General features: G+C 36.8%; 26 protein-coding genes and 1 riboswitch. Of the genes, 9 read left to right on the top strand and 17 right to left on the bottom strand.

Annotation, left to right across the window (positions count from 1 at the left end):
- The first annotated feature begins 5 nt into the window (after window positions 1-5).
- From CWR48_RS10170 to CWR48_RS10145, 6 genes are all read left to right on the top strand, one after another.
- A complete protein-coding gene (locus CWR48_RS10170; protein WP_115773134.1) occupies window positions 6-761 on the top strand; it encodes a metal ABC transporter ATP-binding protein in 756 nt (251 codons plus the stop codon).
- A 16-nt stretch (window positions 762-777) separates the two neighbouring features.
- Window positions 778-1,623 (top strand): metal ABC transporter permease, encoded by an 846-nt coding sequence (locus tag CWR48_RS10165; protein WP_115773133.1) that lies wholly within the window; start codon window positions 778-780, stop codon window positions 1,621-1,623.
- A complete protein-coding gene (locus CWR48_RS10160) occupies window positions 1,623-2,036 on the top strand; it encodes a Fur family transcriptional regulator (RefSeq protein ID WP_115773132.1) in 414 nt (137 codons plus the stop codon). Before CWR48_RS10165 ends, CWR48_RS10160 begins: the two co-directional genes overlap by 1 nt.
- A complete protein-coding gene (gene crcB, locus CWR48_RS10155) occupies window positions 2,033-2,413 on the top strand; it encodes a fluoride efflux transporter CrcB (protein WP_115773131.1) in 381 nt (126 codons plus the stop codon). The genes CWR48_RS10160 and crcB (CWR48_RS10155) overlap by 4 nt, the downstream gene beginning before the upstream one ends.
- Window positions 2,410-2,754: a fluoride efflux transporter CrcB gene (gene crcB / locus CWR48_RS10150; RefSeq protein WP_115773130.1), complete on the top strand. Its 345-nt coding sequence runs from the start codon at window positions 2,410-2,412 to the stop codon at window positions 2,752-2,754. The genes crcB (CWR48_RS10155) and crcB (CWR48_RS10150) overlap by 4 nt, the downstream gene beginning before the upstream one ends.
- Before the next feature lie 107 nt (window positions 2,755-2,861).
- On the top strand, window positions 2,862-3,305 hold the full coding sequence (locus tag CWR48_RS10145) for an SH3 domain-containing protein (protein ID WP_115773129.1): 444 nt from the start codon (window positions 2,862-2,864) through the stop codon (window positions 3,303-3,305).
- 105 nt (window positions 3,306-3,410) lie between these two features.
- Here CWR48_RS10145 and CWR48_RS10140 read toward each other — a convergent pair whose 3' ends face one another.
- The 4 genes from CWR48_RS10140 to CWR48_RS10125 all read right to left on the bottom strand — a co-directional run bounded on the left by CWR48_RS10140 (window position 3,411) and on the right by CWR48_RS10125 (window position 6,155).
- A complete protein-coding gene (locus CWR48_RS10140; RefSeq protein ID WP_115773128.1) occupies window positions 3,411-3,860 on the bottom strand; it encodes a GNAT family N-acetyltransferase in 450 nt (149 codons plus the stop codon).
- A 179-nt stretch (window positions 3,861-4,039) separates the two neighbouring features.
- Window positions 4,040-4,354: a DMT family transporter gene (locus CWR48_RS10135; protein WP_115773127.1), complete on the bottom strand. Its 315-nt coding sequence runs from the start codon at window positions 4,352-4,354 to the stop codon at window positions 4,040-4,042.
- Entirely contained in the window at window positions 4,354-4,695 is a 342-nt protein-coding gene (locus CWR48_RS10130) for a DMT family transporter (RefSeq protein WP_115773126.1), read from the bottom strand. Before CWR48_RS10130 ends, CWR48_RS10135 begins: the two co-directional genes overlap by 1 nt.
- A gap of 61 nt (window positions 4,696-4,756) precedes the next feature.
- Window positions 4,757-4,852: riboswitch (guanidine-I (ykkC/yxkD leader) on the bottom strand.
- A gap of 7 nt (window positions 4,853-4,859) precedes the next feature.
- Window positions 4,860-6,155 (bottom strand): hemolysin family protein, encoded by a 1,296-nt coding sequence (locus CWR48_RS10125; protein WP_115773125.1) that lies wholly within the window; start codon window positions 6,153-6,155, stop codon window positions 4,860-4,862.
- Window positions 6,156-6,454: 299 nt separating this feature from the next.
- Between CWR48_RS10125 and CWR48_RS10120 the strand changes: the two genes are divergently transcribed.
- Window positions 6,455-7,039, top strand: coding sequence for a YitT family protein (locus CWR48_RS10120; protein ID WP_115773124.1), 585 nt, complete (start codon window positions 6,455-6,457; stop codon window positions 7,037-7,039).
- A gap of 52 nt (window positions 7,040-7,091) precedes the next feature.
- On the opposite strand, the gene CWR48_RS10115 is transcribed toward CWR48_RS10120, so the two are convergent.
- The 10 genes from CWR48_RS10115 to CWR48_RS10070 all read right to left on the bottom strand — a co-directional run bounded on the left by CWR48_RS10115 (window position 7,092) and on the right by CWR48_RS10070 (window position 16,315).
- Complete coding sequence (locus CWR48_RS10115) at window positions 7,092-8,375, bottom strand: C40 family peptidase (RefSeq protein ID WP_342772446.1); 1,284 nt, start codon at window positions 8,373-8,375, stop codon at window positions 7,092-7,094.
- 256 nt (window positions 8,376-8,631) lie between these two features.
- Window positions 8,632-9,264 carry a response regulator gene (locus CWR48_RS10110; RefSeq protein WP_115773123.1) on the bottom strand — a complete coding sequence of 211 codons (633 nt, stop codon included), beginning with the start codon at window positions 9,262-9,264 and terminating at the stop codon, window positions 8,632-8,634.
- Entirely contained in the window at window positions 9,257-10,309 is a 1,053-nt protein-coding gene (locus tag CWR48_RS10105; protein ID WP_115773122.1) for a sensor histidine kinase, read from the bottom strand. The genes CWR48_RS10110 and CWR48_RS10105 overlap by 8 nt, the downstream gene beginning before the upstream one ends.
- Window positions 10,306-11,034, bottom strand: a complete 729-nt coding sequence (gene liaF / locus CWR48_RS10100) for a cell wall-active antibiotics response protein LiaF (RefSeq protein WP_115773121.1) — start codon at window positions 11,032-11,034, stop codon at window positions 10,306-10,308. The genes CWR48_RS10105 and liaF overlap by 4 nt, the downstream gene beginning before the upstream one ends.
- Before the next feature lie 93 nt (window positions 11,035-11,127).
- Complete coding sequence (locus CWR48_RS10095) at window positions 11,128-11,763, bottom strand: PspA/IM30 family protein (protein ID WP_115773120.1); 636 nt, start codon at window positions 11,761-11,763, stop codon at window positions 11,128-11,130.
- A 224-nt stretch (window positions 11,764-11,987) separates the two neighbouring features.
- Entirely contained in the window at window positions 11,988-12,341 is a 354-nt protein-coding gene (locus tag CWR48_RS10090) for a lmo0954 family membrane protein (protein ID WP_115773119.1), read from the bottom strand.
- Between the two features lie 266 nt (window positions 12,342-12,607).
- Window positions 12,608-13,219: a DedA family protein gene (locus CWR48_RS10085; RefSeq protein WP_115773118.1), complete on the bottom strand. Its 612-nt coding sequence runs from the start codon at window positions 13,217-13,219 to the stop codon at window positions 12,608-12,610.
- 232 nt (window positions 13,220-13,451) lie between these two features.
- Entirely contained in the window at window positions 13,452-14,447 is a 996-nt protein-coding gene (locus CWR48_RS10080; protein WP_115773117.1) for an LLM class flavin-dependent oxidoreductase, read from the bottom strand.
- A gap of 152 nt (window positions 14,448-14,599) precedes the next feature.
- On the bottom strand, window positions 14,600-15,655 hold the full coding sequence (locus CWR48_RS10075) for a M42 family metallopeptidase (protein ID WP_115773116.1): 1,056 nt from the start codon (window positions 15,653-15,655) through the stop codon (window positions 14,600-14,602).
- Between the two features lie 72 nt (window positions 15,656-15,727).
- Window positions 15,728-16,315, bottom strand: a complete 588-nt coding sequence (locus tag CWR48_RS10070) for a DUF1836 domain-containing protein (protein WP_115773115.1) — start codon at window positions 16,313-16,315, stop codon at window positions 15,728-15,730.
- A 142-nt stretch (window positions 16,316-16,457) separates the two neighbouring features.
- Between CWR48_RS10070 and trhA the strand changes: the two genes are divergently transcribed.
- Window positions 16,458-17,102, top strand: a complete 645-nt coding sequence (trhA, locus tag CWR48_RS10065; protein ID WP_115773114.1) for a PAQR family membrane homeostasis protein TrhA — start codon at window positions 16,458-16,460, stop codon at window positions 17,100-17,102.
- Between the two features lie 151 nt (window positions 17,103-17,253).
- Window positions 17,254-17,445, top strand: a complete 192-nt coding sequence (locus tag CWR48_RS10060; protein WP_115773113.1) for a hypothetical protein — start codon at window positions 17,254-17,256, stop codon at window positions 17,443-17,445.
- 337 nt (window positions 17,446-17,782) lie between these two features.
- Here the strand turns inward: CWR48_RS10060 and CWR48_RS10055 are convergent, their stop codons facing one another.
- From CWR48_RS10055 to sppA, 3 genes are all read right to left on the bottom strand, one after another.
- Entirely contained in the window at window positions 17,783-18,727 is a 945-nt protein-coding gene (locus CWR48_RS10055; protein ID WP_115773112.1) for a hypothetical protein, read from the bottom strand.
- A 141-nt stretch (window positions 18,728-18,868) separates the two neighbouring features.
- Window positions 18,869-19,336, bottom strand: a complete 468-nt coding sequence (locus tag CWR48_RS10050; protein WP_115773111.1) for an RDD family protein — start codon at window positions 19,334-19,336, stop codon at window positions 18,869-18,871.
- 18 nt (window positions 19,337-19,354) lie between these two features.
- Window positions 19,355-20,347 carry a signal peptide peptidase SppA gene (sppA, locus tag CWR48_RS10045; RefSeq protein ID WP_115773110.1) on the bottom strand — a complete coding sequence of 331 codons (993 nt, stop codon included), beginning with the start codon at window positions 20,345-20,347 and terminating at the stop codon, window positions 19,355-19,357.
- Between the last annotated feature and the right edge of the window lie 208 nt (window positions 20,348-20,555).

The raw sequence follows: 20,555 nt of genomic DNA, 5'->3' as shown, positions 1-20,555 counted from the left end.
GAATGATGAAAGAACCAATTATTTCGATGGAAAATATCAGTTACGGTTATGATAGAAAAACGGTATTGGATCATATTAGTTTTGAAATTCCCCGTGGCTCATTCATGGGCTTGATTGGACCAAACGGTGGTGGAAAGACAACATTAATTAAACTCATCCTGGGCTTATTAAAACCCGATAAAGGATCTATTAAACTATTTGGGGAACCAATTGATAAATTCAAGGATAGAAATAAAATTGGCTTTGTATCACAAAAAGCAAATGCATTTAATCGCGGTTTCCCTGCAACTGTGTTTGAAGTTGTTTCTACAGGGCTAACCGCCAAAGTCGGCTATTTTAAATTTTTTAATCATAAAGATAAAGCAAAAATTCTTCAAGCAATTGAACAAGTTGACATGCTCGATTACGCTTATCGCAATATTGGTGACCTATCTGGAGGCCAGCAGCAACGAATCTTTATCGCTCGTTCCCTCGTAAACGATCCGGAATTATTAATTTTAGATGAGCCAACGGTTGGAATCGATGCAGAAAATGTGAAACGGTTTTATGACTTACTACATCAACTACATGATAAGCGAAATATTACTCTACTACTTGTCACACATGATACAGGCACGATGACCGAGCATGCGACCGATATCGTCTGCTTAAATAAAACCTTGCATTTTCACGGGAAATCGGAGGAATTCAATTCCTTATCCGAACATGATTTATCCAATATTTACGGGCATGCGTTAAATATTGTCACCCACAATCATTAATGTTGGAGGAACAACTATGTTAGCAGATATTTTGCAATATGACTTTTTAAGGTATACATTTATTACAGGGATATTAATTGGCATTATTGCGCCGTTACTTGGCACATTTATTGTTGTAAGACGATTATCTTTAATTGCAGATGCGCTTTCCCATGTTACATTAGGTGGGATTGCATTTGGATTGATGATCGAGAAATTATTTGCAATTGCATTCAATCCACTATTTAGCGGACTGGTGTTTTCTGTTCTAGGCTCCATTTTGATTGAAAAGCTAAGAAGTGTATACAAAGCATACCAGGAGCTGGCAATTCCCATTATTATGTCTGCTGGTGTTGGCTTAAGTATCATTTTCATATCAATTGCAAATGGTTTCAATACCGATTTACTTAACTATTTATTTGGTTCTGTTTCCGCCGTGAGCCAAAATGATTTCTTTATGATTCTTGGTATTTCCATTTTCGTACTACTTGTTGTTACATTATTTTATAAGGAACTCTTTACGCTTTCCTTTGATGAAGAATATGCCTCCATTTCCGGGATTCATGCGAAACAAATTCATTTGCTGTTTATTGTTTTAACCGCACTTGTAATTGGCTCCTCTATTCAAATTGTTGGAGTATTGTTAGTTTCTTCATTAATGACATTGCCTGTGGCCGCTGCAATGCGAATTTCCAAAGGGTTTAAGCAAATGATGTTCTTATCTATCTTATTCGGGGAATTATCAGTTATTATCGGATTGATCTCCGGCTATTATCTAAGTATCCCACCAGGTGGTACAATTGTCATGATATCCATTATCATTCTATTACTTACAATTGGAATTAAGAAGATTAATTTATTTAAAAAGGTGCGTGAAGCTTAATGAATATAGATGAAGCAATCGATCTCTTAAAAGATAAAGGCTATAAAGCTACAGGCAGACGGAAGGATATATTATTCTATTTCGATGAAGCAGATGGATACCGGACTGCGAAGGATTTAATTAGTTATTTAGAGGAAAGCTACGACGGTATTAGCTTTGATACCATTTACCGCAACTTACATTTATACTCTGAAGTTGGAATTCTAGAATCAACGGAATTGAACGGCGAGAGGTTATTCCGAATGAATTGTACCCACCATCATCATCATCATTTTATCTGTAATGAATGTGGAAAAACGAAAGAAATTGAAGTGTGCCCGATGAACGATGTACTTGGTGCCCTTGCAAATTACGAGATTGAAGGACATAAGTTTGAAATTTACGGACTATGCCCAGGATGTAAAAAGGCATGATCCGTAAGACGTACTTGGCTGTTGCAATCGGCGGCATCATCGGAGCAGTCGGCCGTTACAGTATCTCTGTTCTTTTTAGCGGTACAGGATTTCCATATGCAACACTTACAGTCAATTTTATTGGCTGTTTTTTTCTTAGTTTTTTGATGAACCATGATGCAATCAAGAAGAAACTCCCGCCAGAAGTATTTACTGCACTTACGGTGGGAGTCATTAGTTCATTTACGACGTTTTCTACATTTGCAGTGGAAACGATTGAATTATTAACTTCAAGCCTTGGCTTAGCTATTACATATATTATTATCAGTGTACTTGGTGGGCTAATCTGCTGTTATATAGGTTTTATGATAGCAGCTAGAAAGCAGGTTTCCAGATGAATATTTTACTTGTTGCAGTTGGTGGCTTCTTCGGTAGTATTACCCGCTATTACATCTCTCTGAAGACAGAGAAACGTTTAATTGGTACATGGACAGCGAATATTACTGGTTCGATCCTATTGGGGGCACTTATGCATTTTCGCCTGAATGAAATGTTGCACGAATGGATTTGGCTGCTTATTGGTGTCGGATTTTGTGGTGCATATACTACCTTCTCCACATTTGGGAATGAAACAATTAATTTGATTCTAGCTAAAAACTATCGAACGGCTTTTTCCTATGTTATAAGTACCTTAATGACCGCTCTTCTTATCGTATATCTCATCATGATAATCCTTTAAATGCAGTTATCTTCTACATTATTCGGGATAAATTGCAATCGATAATTTAATTTCCGACTACTTTAGTGTATAATCATGGTTAGACAACAAAATTTAGGAGATTTGATATGAATAAATACAAAGGCCTTTATATTTTCATTTTGACAATTATTGCTTTGGCATTCATTGTATTTGTTGCGTTCATGCAGCATAACTTCACGAATCCCGATTTCTCAGCTTCTGGGACTGACCCAATTACTACCAGTGCAACGAAATCGGAAGCCAGTACGGAATCAGAATCCACTACAGGTAAGGAAAAGGAATCACAGGAAAATACCAATGTTGCAACGATAGAAGAGAATGATACGGTTACCAACTCCACTCAAGTTGTTATCGTTAGTTTACTCAATGTTCGTAGTGAAACAGATTTAGATTCAGATATCGTCGGTGTCGTGACAATGGATCAGGAGCTAGAAGTAGAAGATATTAATAACCCTGATGGCTGGGTAAAAGTGACTACAGACAAATTTACTGGTTATGTGAAAGGTAAGTTTTTAGAAGTAGTGGAATAGGTAATTTTAAAAAAAAGAGAAATCAATTTAACCTGATTTCTCTTTCTTGTTTCCTTTGATGCTATTTATATAAACTAATCGATATTAATTAATTTACTTCACCAATCACAAATAATTTAATTCCAACCATTCATCTGTTTCTGTGAACCCAAACTTTTTATATACCGGTCTACCTAATTTTGAAGCACCAAGCCATATTTTTGAAATACCAGCAGCCTTAGCTTCACCAACTAATTTAGTCAATAAATTAGTCGCTATACCTTGACCACGATAGTTTTCTTCCGTAAACATATTCGTAATATAAGCCTTTCTTCCACTTTTATTAGTATATGTAGGAGGAAAGTCATAATAGATTATTGCACCACATGCAATAATTTTCCCATTATCCTCTGCTAACAATTGAATTAAAGAGCCATCCGTTAATTTATTATGAAAGAATATCTTTAGCTCCATATCAATGTCTATATTTGGCTCTATCCCCTCATCCACCAGTTGTCTTTTTCTTAACTCAATCAATTTATCTATATCGTTAATTTTCGCTTTACGATAATTCAACCTCAATCACTCCATTTAAAATATTTCTTCTTAAACTAAAACCCTCACAAAAAAATATATTAATTGCTTTCATTAATGCAGATTAATAATTTCAACACTATTACCATAATTGATAAAGGCATTTTATAAAATCCAATGAAGTTTTGCATAACTCCTACAGATCTTTCATTATAAACCTGTTAACTAATCAACTTCAAACCCACTGCTGCCGTTAAAATCATTGCAATAAATAGCATTCTCCGCCAATCTCTTGACTCATTAAATAGTAACATACCAATAATGGCACTTCCAGCTGTCCCAATTCCTGTCCATACTGCATAAGCAGTCCCCATTGGAATTGTTTGCATTGCCAGCGCAAGGAAGAAAAAGCTCAATGAAAAACCGCCAATAAGCAAAGCAAAGGAAGCAATACTTCGCTCATGATTTACCCGATTAATACCCATTACACCAAAAATTTCACCGGAACTTGCAATTATCAAAAAGATCCAATCCATTATGCTTGCCCACCTTCCTTTTCATTACTTCCCGTTATCGTTAATAATCCAATAACTCCACAAACTAATAATAAAATTAATAGGACTTTTGTTAGTTGGAATGCCTCTCCAAATACTAGTATTTCTAAAATGACTGTTCCCGAAGTTCCCATCCCTGTAAATACAGCATAAGTTGTCCCTACTGGCAATCTTTTCGAGCCAATAATTAATAAGTGCATACTAAAATAAATCGCAAATAATGTTAATCCCCAGGTCCACCAATTATAGGAATGATTTAAACCAATCACCCAGCCTATTTCAAGTATTCCAGCTAAAAAAATGATACTCCAATCTCGTTTCATCTTTGACACTCCTTATTTTAAAAAAATATAAAAATCCCGGAAAGATATCTGTTATAAGATATCCTCCCGGGCTTTTGTCCCTCCGTGTACGTGAACACTTCACGCGCTTTCTCTCGGTCCAGACCAAATGATTTGCGGAACCCTAGAAAACTTTTAATTAATGCTTAGGCCTTCACGATTTTGACTTTTTTAATTTGATAGCCATCCATCTCATCGATAATGAATTGGTATCCTTCGTGGTCAATTGTTGTTCCTTCTTTTGCGTCTAGGTTATTCGTAAACACCCAGCCACCAATTGTATCCACTTCTTCATCCTCAATCGTAATACCTAATCTTTCATTAACTTCGTCCAATTGTAATTTACCAGAAACAACTGTTGTTTCATCATCAACGACATCAATCATCGGTATTTCATTGACGTCAAATTCATCTTGTATTTCTCCAACAATTTCTTCTAATATATCTTCAACTGTTACAAGTCCAGCAGTCCCACCGTATTCATCATTGACAATTGCCATATGGATACGTTCTTTTTGCATCTTTAGTAAGAGCTCTTTGATTGGGGTTGCTTCCGATACATGAATAATTGGACGAATGAATTTCTCAATTGAGGGTGGTTTATCCTCATCAATTTGCGCGGTAAATATTTCTTTTAAATTTACCAAACCAATAATATTATCTTTATCTTCATCTGCAACAGGATATCTTGTAAATTGTCCTGTACGAGTAATATCAATATTCTCATCGAAACTATCTTCTAAATAGAAGCAAACAATTTCAGTACGAGGAACCATTATTTCTCTCGTTACTCTTTCATCAAATTCAAAAATATTGTTTACATACATCATTTCTGATTGATTAATTTCACCGTTTTCATAGCTGTCAGCTAATATTAATCGCAATTCTTCTTCACTATGTGATTCTTCGTGACCTGACATTGGATCTAATCCAGCGGCACGGGCCAATAATCTTGCTGATCCATTTAATAGCCAAATGAATGGGTATAACAGTCGGTAAAACCACATCAATGGTCTCGCTGTCCACAGTGTCACTTGCTCAGCCTTTTGAATTGCTAATGTCTTGGGAGCTAGTTCCCCAACAACAACATGAAGAAAGGTAGCAAACAAGAATGAAATAGCAATTGAAAATGTCGTTACAAGCGCACTACTCATCGGTAATTGATCGACAAGTGGATGGAGCATTTTCTCAAACGTTGGTTCTGCTAAACGACCGATACCTAAGGCCGTAATCGTTATTCCTAATTGACAAGCTGATAAATATTCGTCAAGATGGGTTACCACTTGTTTCGCATAAACCGCCCTTTTATTTCCATTCTCAATAAGCTGTTCAAGCTGTGTACTACGCACCTTTACGATTGCAAATTCTGCCATAACAAAAAAAGCTGTAAACATTAACAGTATGGCGACTGCTAGTAAATTCCATAGGGTCGCTATGTCCAATTAAGTCCCTTGTATCAAACGATACAAGGAATTCACCTCCTGATTATCTCTAAATGTTCCGGATAATAAGCACGAACGATTAAATAGTAAATGATTCAACATCTTGGGTAAAAAATATATAAGTGAACGATAATTGAATTGTCCATATAATTTCACCTTCCCATTGAATCACCTACTTTCTTAAACTAAATTATATTATACAGAGAAAAATAAGTCTACATTTATTTCATTATCATACGATTATACAACAAGACTCTTTTTACGAAACAGGTGGTCGAATTGGACAAGGTGGGTATCCCGTGTTAAAAATAGGCATATCGATTATCGTTGGAAGTCTCTGCATTGGCATTGGTGTGAATTATTTTGTTATCCCATATCGTTTACTTGATGGAGGAATAATTGGGATTGGATTGATTCTAAATTATGCATTTGGATTAAAGCCCGGATTCACCATTATTTTAGTAAGTATCCCGCTATATATCATTGCCTTTAATTATTACAGAAGTTACTTTTACAACGGGATTCATGGTCTACTCATTTCTTCACTATTTATTGATGTTTTCCATTTTGTTTCATTTTGGAATAGTGGGGAAATACCAATATTAATCAGTGCACTACTTGCTGGGCTGTTCATTGGTTCTGGAATTGGCATTATGATGGCAAATGAAATTAGTACAGGCGGTACAGATCTTTTAGCATTAATCGTCTCCAATATAACGAAAAGGAATCCTGGTATATTTATTTTCATTATTGATTGCTTTGTGCTATCTATTGGCTGGTTCGTTATTCCAGAAGTAACCTTCTTCTATTCCTGTATCATGGTACTTGCCATTGATTGTACAACGTTTTTATTTCTAAAGAAATTTTCAATGAGAAATGGATGAATAAGTAAAAAGGGCATCCATCATCTTGATGGATGCCCTATCTCTTAAACTATTATCTTACAACACTACGTACATGCCCTGAGAAATGATCCTTCCAGTAACCAGATGTCATATCTGCTACACCTAATCCTGAATCTTGTGAACCGATAAATTTACCGCCACCGAGATAGATACCTACATGCCCATTTTTTTTATACGTATTAAAGAATACGATATCGCCTGGTTGCATATTGCTTGCTGAAACCTTTGTACCTGTACTCTGTAATGCAGCAGTACTTGATGGAATTGAAATTCCTGCCTGAGCAAATGCCCATGATACGAAACCTGAACAGTCAAATCCACCTGGCCCCTTACCACCCCATACATATGGCGTGCCAAGATGAGCAAATCCAGCATTGATTGCTATATCGATATTTCCACCACCAGTTGAACGTGCTGGTGCATTGGTTGATGCTTGTGCTTGCTTCGTAGTTGGTTCTGCTTTTGTTACTTCGTTGTTTGCATTCGTTCCATTATTATTAGTAGCTTCTGTTGCAACAGTTACAACTGGAACTGGTTGTGATGCAACTTCAATGCTATTTTTCACTTCAGACTCTAGTGATGCTAGATTTCTATCTTCAATCTTTAAATCTGCTGCTAATGTAGCTAGCTCAGATTTTTTTTCGCTTAATTGAGCTTTTTTCGCTTCATTTTCTTCTTTTTGCTTTTCGATTACAGCTTGCATTCCTTCAAGTTCAACCTTCAAGCCGTTTAATTCTTCTAGCTTATCTAAAACAGTATTTTGTTTTTCCTCTACTTCTATCTTATCACTTTCTTGCTTTTCCATTAAGGCTGCATCTGATTCAGCAATCTTGTTTACTGCAGATACACGGCTTAAAAAGTCACCAAAACTTTGTGAACCAAAGATAACTTCCAAATAGCTAATCGATCCACCAGATTTTTGATAAGAGATTGCGCGTTCTTTAAGAATTTCAAAGCGTTTTTCGATTGCTGCTTCGAGTTCTGCGATTTCCTCTTCAAGTTGTGTAACTTCTGATTCCTTCGCCTTAATATCTGTTTCTGTTTGGCTAATCATGTTGTTATTTTCATTTAATGCATCATTAACCTTTGTAATCTCATTGTTCAATTCTTCTAATTGAATCAAAACATCCGCAATTTCTGCTTCTGCGTCTGAGAGGTTTGCTTTAAGTTCATTACGGTCATCTTGAATTTGCGCTTGTTTTGCTTCTAATTCACCAATTGTTTCAGCATGGGTCGTTTGTGCACCAAAGAACGAGCTACCTAAACCAACCACAGCTGCTGCGGTTACTGTAATCAATACTTTATTCAATTTCAAAATCCTCGCTTCCCAATTTACATCACCGCAAAACACTCTATGTATGTATATCACTCTGTTTTCATTTGCAGTTATGTGATCTCTTTATTTTATAAGTATATTTTCCTACACAAGATGCATTATAGCATCTAAAAATGTCATGCATATTATAGAAATATTACAGTTATATTTCAAAAGTGACATTTTTCTTCTTTATAATAAAAAAACTACTCATTTCCTGTATAGGAATAGGTAGTTTTTTGTCTTTTTCTGTAATTCAGTCTACGAGATCATGTTTAAATGCATAGATTACAGCCTGTGTTCGGTCCTGTACTTCCAGCTTTCCTAATATATTACTAACATGAACTTTTACCGTTTTTAATGCGATATAGAGCTGATCGGCTATTTCTTGGTTGGAGTTACCTTGCGCAATTAACAGTAGAATTTCCATTTCTCGTTCTGTTAATTGATCATGTAAATTCACTTCCGGTTTTTCACGCATCTTCGTCATAATTTTCCCTGTTACTTCCGGCTCCAAAATAGATTGGCCACCATGGGTTGCACGAATAGCTTTTGCAATTTCCTCTGCCTTCGATGTCTTTAACATATAGCTTGTTGCTCCAGCTTCAAGGGCTGGATATACCTTTTCATCATCAAGAAAACTAGTAACGATGATAATTTTTGCTTCAGGCCATTGCTCAATAATCTTACGTGTCGCTTCAATTCCATCCATTTCCTTCATAACTAGATCCATCAAAATAATATCCGGTTTTAATTTCAACGCGAGATCTACTGCAGGTGCCCCGTCATCTGCCTCTGCAACAATTTCAATATCAGGCTGTGCAGAGAGATAGGCCGATACACCAATCCGTACCATCTCATGATCATCTGCGAATAAAACTTTAATCATCGGTCACATCCTCCTTCCGCAATACTGGAACCTTCACTTCTAATCTTGTCCCCTCATTCGGTACACTAATTACTTTAAACGTTCCACCAACCTCATAGGCGCGCTCCCGCATATTTTGCATGCCATATGAGCTTGTTTTCACTTGCTCTAGATTAAAGCCAATCCCATTGTCTTCCACACGCAAGATGACCGTTTCATCTCGTTCAATTAACAGAACTTGTAATAGACTTGCTTTCGCATGTCTTAAGGTGTTTGATAAAGACTCCTGTAAGATGCGGAACAGCTGGTCCTCCACCCCTTTGTCAACTCGGAATCCCTCGACCTTTGCATCAATTTCCATTGGCACCTTTTGTGTAAGCTCTAATAGTAGTTCTTCCACACCTTCCTTGAGTGACTTGCCTTTTAGTGCAACTGGACGTAAATGTAAAAGTAATGCGCGCATCTCAAGCTGGGATTGATGGATCATTTTCTCGACCATTTGTAATTGTTGTTTGAATTTCCCATCTTGCGGTGGATTCATCTCATTAATGGCTGACATCATCATTGATGCCGCAAATAATTGCTGGCTCACCGAATCATGTAATTCACGTGCTAGACGATTCCTTTCCTGGACAACAATTTCCTGGAGACTAACCTCACGTTCACGTGCACGTTCTGTCGCAAGCCGCTGTGCATGTTCCGCCTGATTCCTGAATTTATCTTGGATTTGAAACATCCGCTCTTGGATGCTATCGAGTTCTTTGTATGACTCATCATTTAATGAAAGCTTCTGTCCCTTTACAAGTTCATCAAGTTTGCGATCAATTTGGTAAAGCCGCTCCTTCCAGTACCAACCAGTAGCAATCCCAATAATTGTACCAAAAACGACTACAATCCCGATTGTCGTTAATAGATAGGAAACATCGCCAATTTGCTGCTCCCAAATGGCCGGCCAGCCATTTGGCATGTCTAATGAAAAAGCAATAAACGTTACTCCAATCAGCAATGCGGCTAATAACAAACTACAAACAACCGCCATAATAATGTGTCTGATAATCATATTCATACGCGCCTCACCTCAAGATCACCAGAGAATAACGAGGTAATTATCTTTACGCGTGGCTGTGCAGAATCATAATTTTCAGTTTGATAAAGAATCGTTTTATTCAATAACTTCCAGTGATGCTGCCCTAAAATATGCACCCGGCCGAATACCGAACTATGCGAAATACTAACTTCCACTTCATATGGAACATAGATTTCAATGTTACCTACGAGATGACGAATGGAAATAACGGCGGTATCATTCGGTAGCACCGTATTGCTTAAGTCGATTACTCGATCACCAAATGCACCATGAATATTGATATCACGCCATTGATATGAGCTTTCTTCCGTTTTCAGATCATCAAAAAAAGTATGATCGAATAGCGGCTTTATTTCCACAAGCATTTCTTGCTTTATTTCTTCGCCTGGTAGGATTGGTTCGAAATGTTTTGCTACCTTTTTTGATTTGGAATAATTTATCATAAATAAAATAATTAATGCAATTATAAAGAATCTTACTGCAAGTATATTCAACACAGCAAGTACAAAACTAATGAGGGAGAGCCAAAATAGTATTTTTCCCCATAATTTATTAAAGTATTTCCAGCCGATATATACGAATAAACCTGAAAATAGTGCCGAAACAATGGTACCACCATGGAAAAAAGCAATTTCAAAAATAAAGAGAACCACTCCAATGATCAATATCCAGTTAAAAGTATCTGTTGTAAGTCGTTTGAACATGAAGTGATCCTCCTTTAATATGTAATAAGTACAGGCACAATAACGCGCCTGTACAGTAGTATATCATGTTTTTCCTTTTTTCTGCACAACGAATTAGTTTGCTTTTTCTTGCTCATTCAGCTCTTTTTCAAGCTTCGCAATTTTGCTATCGAATGTGCTCTTATAGTATGCACTGTTCACTTTATATTCCAATCCCTCTATATATCTTTCCATTTCCGCAAATTTTGAGAATGGCTTATCAGAAACTTCCTCTACAACACGATTGATTTGATGATTTGCATGGGCAATGTTTTCTCTACCCATCAACTCCATTCGGCGTAAATGCATGTCTTTCAAACGATGCTTCATATCTTCGTATTTTTGTTCTAGTAAATCTACTTGCTCGTTTGCTTCTTCTCGGGAAGCTTTCATTCGATCTGCACGACCTTGATATTCCTCATATTCCTTTAGGGCAAAGGCATGCATGTCTTCTTCTCCAGCTTTTTCAGCAATTCCAGCTTGCTTCAAGCGTTTGTCAGCAAGATCTTGTGCCTTCATGTATTCCTTTGTAAATTCATCTTTTAGTTTGTACTGACGGTCAATAAGCTTACGAACCTTTTCCTTTTCTTCCTCACTTTGACGTAAATATTGATTTAATGCTGCAATCGGGTTCTTTTGTTCCTTCTTATCAAGAATATTATGAAGGTCTGCCTCAATTGAATTTCTCATACGTGTAAAAATGTTTGTCATTATTATTCGCTCCTCTTCATTAGTTATTAATTTGTATAAAATTAGACTGAATTATTTTTTTACTGGAACAGCCACGTCCAGCTCCAGCGCCCAGCGACTAGCGAGACTCCCCTCACCTCCGTACGATAAGTCAACATCGACTCCCTACGGTCGGCGTGTTTCCTTTATCTCCTTCGGTTCAGTCCAGTCCGTACGTCGCTAAACGGGCGCTTACGCTTTTGTTCTTAGTTATTTAAATCTGCCCATTGACGTTCAAAGTTTGTAAATGGGTCATCATCTTCTACAACATGGACAACTGGATCATTGTCTTCCTTATTCCAATTCTTAACGATGTAGTAAAGTGCTACTGCTGCAGCTAAACCGATAACGGAAAATACATTTGAAATTCCGATACTTAATATAATAAGCGCTAAAACTACCCAGCCAATCTTAGCCGCAACGGAATCCGTTTTTACAAACTTTTTAAATACGATATAAAGTAACCAAACACTGAGGCCTAGTAAAAGCATTGGTCCGAGATTTGCTAGTAATACAGCTACTGCAACAAGCCCTCCAATAAACAATAGAAATTTTCTCATTTCATCTGCCTCCTTTCTTTATCTTGATTTAATCTTACCGCTTCAATCGATTTTGGATAATGAGCTTAAGGAATATTTCCCTCTAGGACTTAGGGCTTATTGTAGGGTAGAACCAGCGAGACTGTGTGAAAGCTGGATGCTAATGAAGGTACTCGTAGGGGCTGTTATCCATAACACTTAAGCCGATATTCGACAAACTTCGGAAGTGACAGGCACCCCCCAAAAAAAACAGGCACCAAAAAAAGGGCGACCACAGAGGTCAGCCCTTATTTCCGCTTTCTTAGCTTTCTAATATAAAGTACAAAGAAGATAATAACCACTATTGCGATGATTAGATATGCGATACTAGAATATACATCCATGAATCCGAGAATGTTTTCCCAGTTTGCACCAAGTAATACTCCCGCATAAATCAAGATGATGTTCCAAATTACTGTTCCAATTGTCGTGAATAGTAGGAAGAGGCCAAATTTCATATTCGACATCCCAGCAGGAATGGATATCAAGCTTCTAATTAACGGAACCATCCTACAAAAAAGAACTGTCCAATAGCCATATTTATCGAACCATGCATCTGCTTTATATATATCTTCTTTTTTAATACGTAAGATATGTCCCCAGCGATCAATGATTTTTTCTAATGTTTCTACATCAATCAACAGACCAATTCCATAAAGAATAATTGCGCCTAGAATTGAACCGACAGTTGCAGCAATAATAACACCGACAACAGTTAAATCTGAGTATGTAGTCATAAATCCACCAAATGGAAGAACAATTTCTGACGGTATTGGCGGAAATACATTTTCTAATGCCATCATTAAGAATATCCCAAGATAGCCAAATTGCTCCATAATATCTGTTACCCAAGCTTGCATGCTAACCTCCATAATTTAAAATAATAGTTTGTCCATAATTAAGTATAGTTTACCATAAAACCAATTATGAGTGATTTCCTTCGAAAAGGAAAGCTTCGTTACGTTAACAAACGTTCATAATTGTCGTAAATTCACTACAGCTGCAAAGGCTTAGATTGAGCCTGCTATTTTCTTCAGCTGAAAGTAAATTTATCTTGCCCCTGTTTTGTTTCACTCATCCTAAATCCACTTTCTATCTATTTTCTAAATCAAATGCTTCGGCAATCAGCTGATAAGATTTTCTCCTTGCTTCATAATCATGTGTAATCGTAACAATCATCATTTCATCCGTCTGATATGCAGCTTGTAGTTCCTCCAATTTCGCTTTAACTTCCGTTGGATTACCAATAATTTGCTTTTTCTTCATCTTTTCAATTATCGCGGCTTCATCATCATTAAAAATGTAATGATGTGCCTCCTTAATTGATGGAACGCCGTCCTTACCTTCTCCTTTATTCTGTTGCACCCTCCAGTGTAGATTACTCAAAGCTATCTCTTCCGCTTCTTCAGTTGTTTCAGCACAAATAACCGAGACCGTTACAATCACTTTCGGTTCACCTTGCTTAAGATTGTCGCAGTATGTTTTTACAATAGAAGGTCCATCTTGGTCACTCATGAAATGACCAAACACATATGGCATTCCTTTTTCAGCAGCTAATATTGCGCTTTTTTTACTAGTTCCTAAAAGCCACGGAACGGGCGCAATCACCGGCACGGGTGCTGCAGAAACGTTTGAAAATAAATGTTCGGGCGGAAAGTCACGATGTAAGAAGTGTTGTAACTCATCCAACAGCTCTGGCATTTTCTTTACTTGTTCGAGAAAGTTTCCAACTAGCGCGATTGATACTTCTGCCGATCCACCTGGTGCCCTGCCAAGACCAATATCAACACGATCCGGATATAATGTGGCAAGCACATGATATCTTTCTGCAATATTAAATGGCTTATAATTCGGTAATAAAACGGCACCGGAACCAATTCGAATGCTTTCCGTCTGGGAGCCAATGATACCTAACAGAATATCTGGTGCTGGAGATGCTAGACCATTTAAATCATGATGCTCAGCGACCCAGTATCTTGTGTAGCCTAATTTATCTGCAAATATTGCCAGTTCGATTGTCGCTTCTAATGCATCCTTTGCAGAATAGCCACTTGAGACTGGTGCTTGATCCAATATACTAAGTTTCATGTGCTACATCCTTTCTTCGATATGAAAAGAACTTACCGTTCAAAAGGTAAGTTCATCGTTTTCGTTTAGAAAACTTGGCTGTCACCTAGCCTTTTGGTGACAGCCTTAGTTGCACTTATGTAGTTAAGAAAGTCGTTACACTTTCTTAACTACTAAATAGACACCATGGCAGATTGTACGTAATGGTAAAGTAATTCTTCCGTATTCAAGAGTGATTCTTCATGGGTTCTTTCAAATGCATGGGAAGAATCGATTCCTGGTCCAATTAAACCATGAACAATATCATGACCGGAACGGATTGCTGCCGATGCATCAGAACCATAGTATGGATAAATATCTAATTTATAGCCTAGCTTATTTTCCTCTGCTATTGCCACGAGGTTTTTTCTTAATTCATAATGATACGGACCACTTGCATCCTTCACACAAATAGAAACTGTGTATTCATCTGTTGATTGGCCGTCACCCATTGCACCCATATCTACCGCCAAATATTCAATCGTTTCCGGTGTAATATTTGAATTACCACCATAGCCAATTTCCTCATTATTAGAAATTAGAAAATGGGTTGTATATGGTAGGACAACCTTTTCTTCTTTCAACCGTTTAATTAACTGTAAAAGGATTGCAACGCTTGCCTTATCATCTAAATGGCGGGATTTAATAAAGCCGTTGTCTGTCAATTCCACACGAGGATCAAAGGACACGAAATCGCCAACTTCAATGCCGAGAGCGCGAATATCCTCCGCGTTTTCTACCTTAGCATCGATGCGTACTTCCATATTTACTTGATCACGTTTTGCATCCCCAGCATCTTTATATACGTGGACAGAGGTTTGATGCATTAAAATCGTTCCAGTAAAAACCTGTCCACTCGTCGTATGAATCTCACAATATTCCCCTTCGATCGAGTTGTAGCGAAACCCACCAATCAAATCAAGACGTATACGGCCATTAGCTTTCACTTCTTTCACCATTGCCCCTAAAGTGTCAACATGTGCTGTCAACATCCGGTGCTCTTTGTCGTTTCCACCGGGTAGCGTTGCAATTAAGCCCCCCTTACGATTTCGCTTCGTTTCGACGTTTAGCTTTTGTAAATAATCTTCCACAAATTGAATGACCTTCCCAGTATTTCCTGATGGGCTAGGTATTGATACTAATTGTTTTATCAAGTTTTTCGTATCGTTTACGTTTGGATATGTAGTCAATGTTGTTACTCCTCTCAAAAATCTATCTCTATTTTACCGCTTCTAGAATTTGCACACAAGAATTCAACTTGACTAATCCTTTTTCGTTTGGGCATCTTCCATTCCATCTATGATTTTCTCAGCTGCTCTCCGGTATAAATTACTCATGTGTGCAAACGATGCAGCTAATAATATCTGCTGAAAATAAGCAGCATCGGGATTCCCTTGCTCCTCCAAATCCGCGAATACCTCGTGATTCAATGCTGCATTATCATCAACAAACCGTTCGACATTGTTTTCCGCTAACTGAAGATAGTGTTGATAGAGCTCCCCAAGTTCAAATTCCTCTTCCACCATTATTTTTTCATTTAACATATGAAGTGCCTTCTTAATGTCATTAATTGATAATGTACTCTTCATTTGGTAGATCATGCTAATTAACATGATATGTTCTTTTGTATATTTTTTATTTTTTATCGGAAAAAATAATTTGCCCTTCGCATAATTATTGATCATGGTTTTCGTCACTATTTTCTCATTGTCATTCCTTTTTGTCGGCGCAAACTTCTTCTCAAATAATTGTATTACTTGATCCATATAGAGGTCGATATCCGGAATATCCTCTAGAGTTAAATGTGTATCCAAATGTAATTCCTTCATTAATTCATCGATATTTTCCATTATCATTACACCAAAATTCTGTTTAATTTATTCTTATTATACGATGAAATTTTCGTGAAGTAAACTATTGACTAGATGGTGTGATACATTTATTATTATGATATAGTTTTTGAAACTACATATTGAAAAAGGTGTTGATAAATTGAATAATTATATTCGAGAACCGATTAATGGATTGACACATCTCTTGGGGGCTTTATTAGCTGTTGTTGGTCTTGTACTAATGATCACCAAGGCAGCAACAACGGAATCTGTGCTAGCAATTACAGCGGTAATCATTTTTGGCGTAAGTATGATATTACTATACTCTGCATCTGCAATCTATCACATGGTAATCGCGAAGGATCGTGCAATTGCTTGGTTAAGAAGGATAGACCATTCGATGATATTCGTACTTATCGCCGGAACGTATACACCTTTTTGTTTAATCAGTCTAAACAACACACTAGGATGGGTGCTATTCTTTGTGGTAAATGGGCTGGCACTACTTGGTGTAACGTTTAAATTAACTTGGTTCCGCTCTCCTAGATGGCTATCAACGGCAATCTATTTGGGAATGGGCTGGCTAGTTATCTTCTTTACAGGCGAGCTCGCACCAACACTCGGTACTGGTGGTATGGTATTCTTAATTCTCGGTGGATTAGCATATACCATTGGCGGAATTATCTACGGTTTCAAACCAAAGTTTCTTCAATATAAAAATTGGGGATTCCATGAGATATTTCACATCTTTATTTTATTTGGAAGCCTGTTTCACTTCATTTGTATTTATGGGTATGTATTATAGATAGTTTTAGGGCATGTGATTTTAAAATATTAATTATCTATGAATTTATCTGTCTCTTGACAATATATGTAATTTCTGCCTTTAGAAATTTTCAGAGAAGTGTATAATAGAAAATAAATATACAATAGTAAATTAAAGGGGGGTTTATATTATGAAGAAAGTTACATTAGAATTATTTTTAAAAAATTATTTTGGTTTAGTAATGATAATGTCGCTTATTTACTTAATCTTAAGCCCATCTGAAAATACCTCTTTACCTCTTGTTATGATATTAGGTTTACCAATAACAGCAATAATGCTTTTTACAGGATTAGATGAAAAATTAAAAAAATTTCTCCCTTAAAATATTATATATTGATGTTTAGAAAATCACATTTTTGTGAAGTACCAGATATAATTCTGATACTCCTTTTTATACTATTCCTGATCAAACAAGTTCTTAAACAAGCTCTTGCCCTAATAACAATAAATGAAGATGTTTATGTAAAGGGAATTCATTCAAGGCATTCGAAATTCAAAACTCGTCTGGTTTGAAAATAGTAGTCATGGATTGTTCTGGGGAGAAAAAGGATATTAATAGGGAATTGCTCGATTTTGTTAAATAGTCCCAGACTAAATTATTAAGCGAGACACATTCAGTAAGGGAGGTCTTCCCCTCCCACTGAATAACCCGCTTACAATTAAGAAATCTCAATCAGTTCCTTTCTAGCTATCTCAATGTTTGTTAGTTCATCCTCCATATTAACTGCTTCTAAATTAAGTTTATGAATGATTCTCTCTACATTAACTAGTTGATTTCTAACTTGTGTCAACGAATCCTCGATCCTTCCTTGAACCATCCAATCGGAAATAATATCATCAAAGAAAAAGTCTGCAAATTTTAATAATCCGGAAATCTCGATTTCTAAATCAGCTGTTTCGTCTACGTCCAGCAATTCTTTTTGAAAATGCCGCATGCCTGACTGTGCTTCATGAATTCTGTCTGTCGCTTCATCGATATGGCTATACTTCACCATACCGGCAATTGCTCCACCACCTAATAAATCAAATGTCCCCCACCCTGAAGCACTTTCAAGTGATGATACTGCATCCCCCAGCTTACGTTTCGCTATATTTCCTGCTGCTATTGCTTCATTAAGCTCTTTAAGTGTAATCCGAACTTCATCAGCTTGCTCTGTTAACTCAAATAATTTTTCAGATGAAGCAGAATTACTGTTCTTAATCAGCTCTTCCTTTCTCACCATTAATTGCTCATATTCTATTTCGATATTGCCTGTATTTTCAATTCTTTGTTCGAGCTGTTCGATTGATTGGATCAGTTCTGATTTTGTTTTCTCCAGTTTCTTTAACTGCAGTTGAACTGCTATGACTTCCTGCTTTTCCTTTGTCAGTTTTTCTTCCTTCGAGCCAAAAAATGTTTGAAATAAACTACTGAAGCTAATTCCCTCCAATTTCTTAACATCCTTCATTTCTGCTGACAATTGTTTCTCAATAGCAGCTATTGTATCCTTAACATTTATGAAATCCTTACGATAATCTGCCAATTGCATTTCCCATTTTTGTTTCTGACTAAGCTTCCCTTTTATTTGTGCAAGCTCGATATTTAAATTATCCAAGTAATTCATCTGCTCCCCCCTGGTCTTCAACATTAACTGCTGCCATTTCACAACAGAATATTTTAAATACGGTTTATCTTCCTGAATAGTTTCAAAAAAAATAGACAGTACAGATACGTTTGCATATCCATACTGCCTATATTTTAATTTCTATTGATGTATTACCGTAGTGTCACTAATCATATCGTGGATTCCTTGCTTCTTATTGTCGAATGCGACGACAATATATAACAGTTGCGCAATGAAGAAGACGCGGTAAAAGAATCTGCATACAACTTCACGGAAAATGATATCACTCCACTGCAGTGGCTGAAGATCTTTACGAACTACTTTTAATCCAAAGATCATTTTCCCTAATGTTTGCCCATAATATTTCGTCATTAACAGGAAGTAAAAGTATAGAACAAGCACACCAATTATTCCTGTCAGTGTCCAGTAGCTGATAGCAATCGGTTTACCTTCATTGATAAATTTAAAAGGGCTAAGAAGGATTCCATTTATACTGAACACGATAACCAAATCAGCTAAATATGCCCAAAATCTCATCCAAAACCCTGCATATTTTGTTGTATCTATCGGTGGTGTCACTATATCATATTCCAATTGTTCTTCACTCATAGCATTATTTCATCCTCCTTATCTCGAATATAAGTACAACGCCCTTGGTGCATTTGCTTCCCTAAGCAGATTCAAACCATCTAATTCTAAACGACTGCCGAATACGCTTTGCATTGCTCCGCCTAGAAATTGATTGAATTCAAATCCATTTGCATATTCGATTACTGTTGCATCCGACAAGCCTTGATCTTCCTTCATCATCGCAATCGTGTCGTCTAATGTTCCTAGTTCATCAACTAAGCCATTTTCCTTCGCTTGTGATCCTGTATACACACGGCCGTCACCTAATTCTCGTACAACCGATTCGGACATACCACGACCATCAACTATTACTTGAACGAATTCACCGTAAAGTTCATCAATCATCGTTTGCAGGATTGCTCGCTCTTCATCTGTCATTTCACGGGAAGCAGACATAATATCTTTGTATTCACCGCTTTTAATAGTGTTAAAATCAATCCCTATATTATCTGCAAGTTCCGCATAATTTAACGCCTGCATAATTACACCAATTGACCCGGTTAATGTGGCTGGATGGGCAACGATTTTATCTGCCGGTGCAGAAATATAATACCCACCAGATGCTGCAGTATTTCCCATTGATACATAGACAGGTTTTTCATAGGTTTGTTGAATCTCCAATACCTTTTCATGGATTTCCGCACTTTCCACAACGCCCCCACCTGGTGTATTCACATCCAAGATGACGGCTTTAACCGTATCATCTTCTGCAACATGATCTAATAAATCCAAGAATCGCTGATGACTATACGTCCCCGTACTCAATACACTTGATCCACTATCCTCCTGGATTACTCCGTTCAATTTAAGTACTGCGATTTTATCCAGACTTGTTCCTTGATCAACGATTTCCTCACCAAAGTCTTTATTAAAGGTACTAAATATAGAACTGAAGTCTGTTGATGCAACGGTTGTGCCGATTTGTGAAATTATTGAAACGATGAATAAACCGATTGCTATCACTAATGCGATCCAACGCTTTTTATTCAATATGTACACCCCAACTTAATGAATTTATTTATAAAAATACTATCTATATAGTTTACTTGCTATAAACCGCATTCAAAATCCAGCTGGCTTTTTTATTTCCCTGCTTAATCTCTCCCTTCTGATAATCTCATTATTATTACTCCTATAGAAGCATTATACCATTTGTTTCCAATATTCTAAAACCAAAGCAATTACCTGTGTGTGCCTA

Origin of the sequence: Oceanobacillus arenosus, from assembly GCF_003369575.1 — a bacterium.
GTDB lineage: Bacteria > Bacillota > Bacilli > Bacillales > Amphibacillaceae > Oceanobacillus > Oceanobacillus arenosus.
Note: the sequence above shows the minus strand (reverse complement) of the source record. Positions and strands in the feature narration are given on the sequence as shown.

Coding starts and splice junctions, on each gene's coding strand:
- CWR48_RS10170 (WP_115773134.1), top strand. CDS start 6: ATGAAAGAACCAATTATTTCGATGGAAAATATCAGTTACGGTTATGAT.
- CWR48_RS10165 (WP_115773133.1), top strand. CDS start 778: ATGTTAGCAGATATTTTGCAATATGACTTTTTAAGGTATACATTTATT.
- CWR48_RS10160 (WP_115773132.1), top strand. CDS start 1,623: ATGAATATAGATGAAGCAATCGATCTCTTAAAAGATAAAGGCTATAAA.
- crcB (WP_115773131.1), top strand. CDS start 2,033: ATGATCCGTAAGACGTACTTGGCTGTTGCAATCGGCGGCATCATCGGA.
- crcB (WP_115773130.1), top strand. CDS start 2,410: ATGAATATTTTACTTGTTGCAGTTGGTGGCTTCTTCGGTAGTATTACC.
- CWR48_RS10145 (WP_115773129.1), top strand. CDS start 2,862: ATGAATAAATACAAAGGCCTTTATATTTTCATTTTGACAATTATTGCT.
- CWR48_RS10135 (WP_115773127.1), bottom strand. CDS start 4,354: ATGGATTGGATCTTTTTGATAATTGCAAGTTCCGGTGAAATTTTTGGT.
- CWR48_RS10130 (WP_115773126.1), bottom strand. CDS start 4,695: ATGAAACGAGATTGGAGTATCATTTTTTTAGCTGGAATACTTGAAATA.
- CWR48_RS10110 (WP_115773123.1), bottom strand. CDS start 9,264: ATGATTAAAGTTTTATTCGCAGATGATCATGAGATGGTACGGATTGGT.
- CWR48_RS10105 (WP_115773122.1), bottom strand. CDS start 10,309: ATGAATATGATTATCAGACACATTATTATGGCGGTTGTTTGTAGTTTG.
- liaF (WP_115773121.1), bottom strand. CDS start 11,034: ATGTTCAAACGACTTACAACAGATACTTTTAACTGGATATTGATCATT.
- CWR48_RS10095 (WP_115773120.1), bottom strand. CDS start 11,763: ATGACAAACATTTTTACACGTATGAGAAATTCAATTGAGGCAGACCTT.
- CWR48_RS10090 (WP_115773119.1), bottom strand. CDS start 12,341: ATGAGAAAATTTCTATTGTTTATTGGAGGGCTTGTTGCAGTAGCTGTA.
- CWR48_RS10085 (WP_115773118.1), bottom strand. CDS start 13,219: ATGCAAGCTTGGGTAACAGATATTATGGAGCAATTTGGCTATCTTGGG.
- CWR48_RS10080 (WP_115773117.1), bottom strand. CDS start 14,447: ATGAAACTTAGTATATTGGATCAAGCACCAGTCTCAAGTGGCTATTCT.
- CWR48_RS10070 (WP_115773115.1), bottom strand. CDS start 16,315: ATGGAAAATATCGATGAATTAATGAAGGAATTACATTTGGATACACAT.
- CWR48_RS10060 (WP_115773113.1), top strand. CDS start 17,254: ATGAAGAAAGTTACATTAGAATTATTTTTAAAAAATTATTTTGGTTTA.
- CWR48_RS10055 (WP_115773112.1), bottom strand. CDS start 18,727: ATGAATTACTTGGATAATTTAAATATCGAGCTTGCACAAATAAAAGGG.
- CWR48_RS10050 (WP_115773111.1), bottom strand. CDS start 19,336: ATGAGTGAAGAACAATTGGAATATGATATAGTGACACCACCGATAGAT.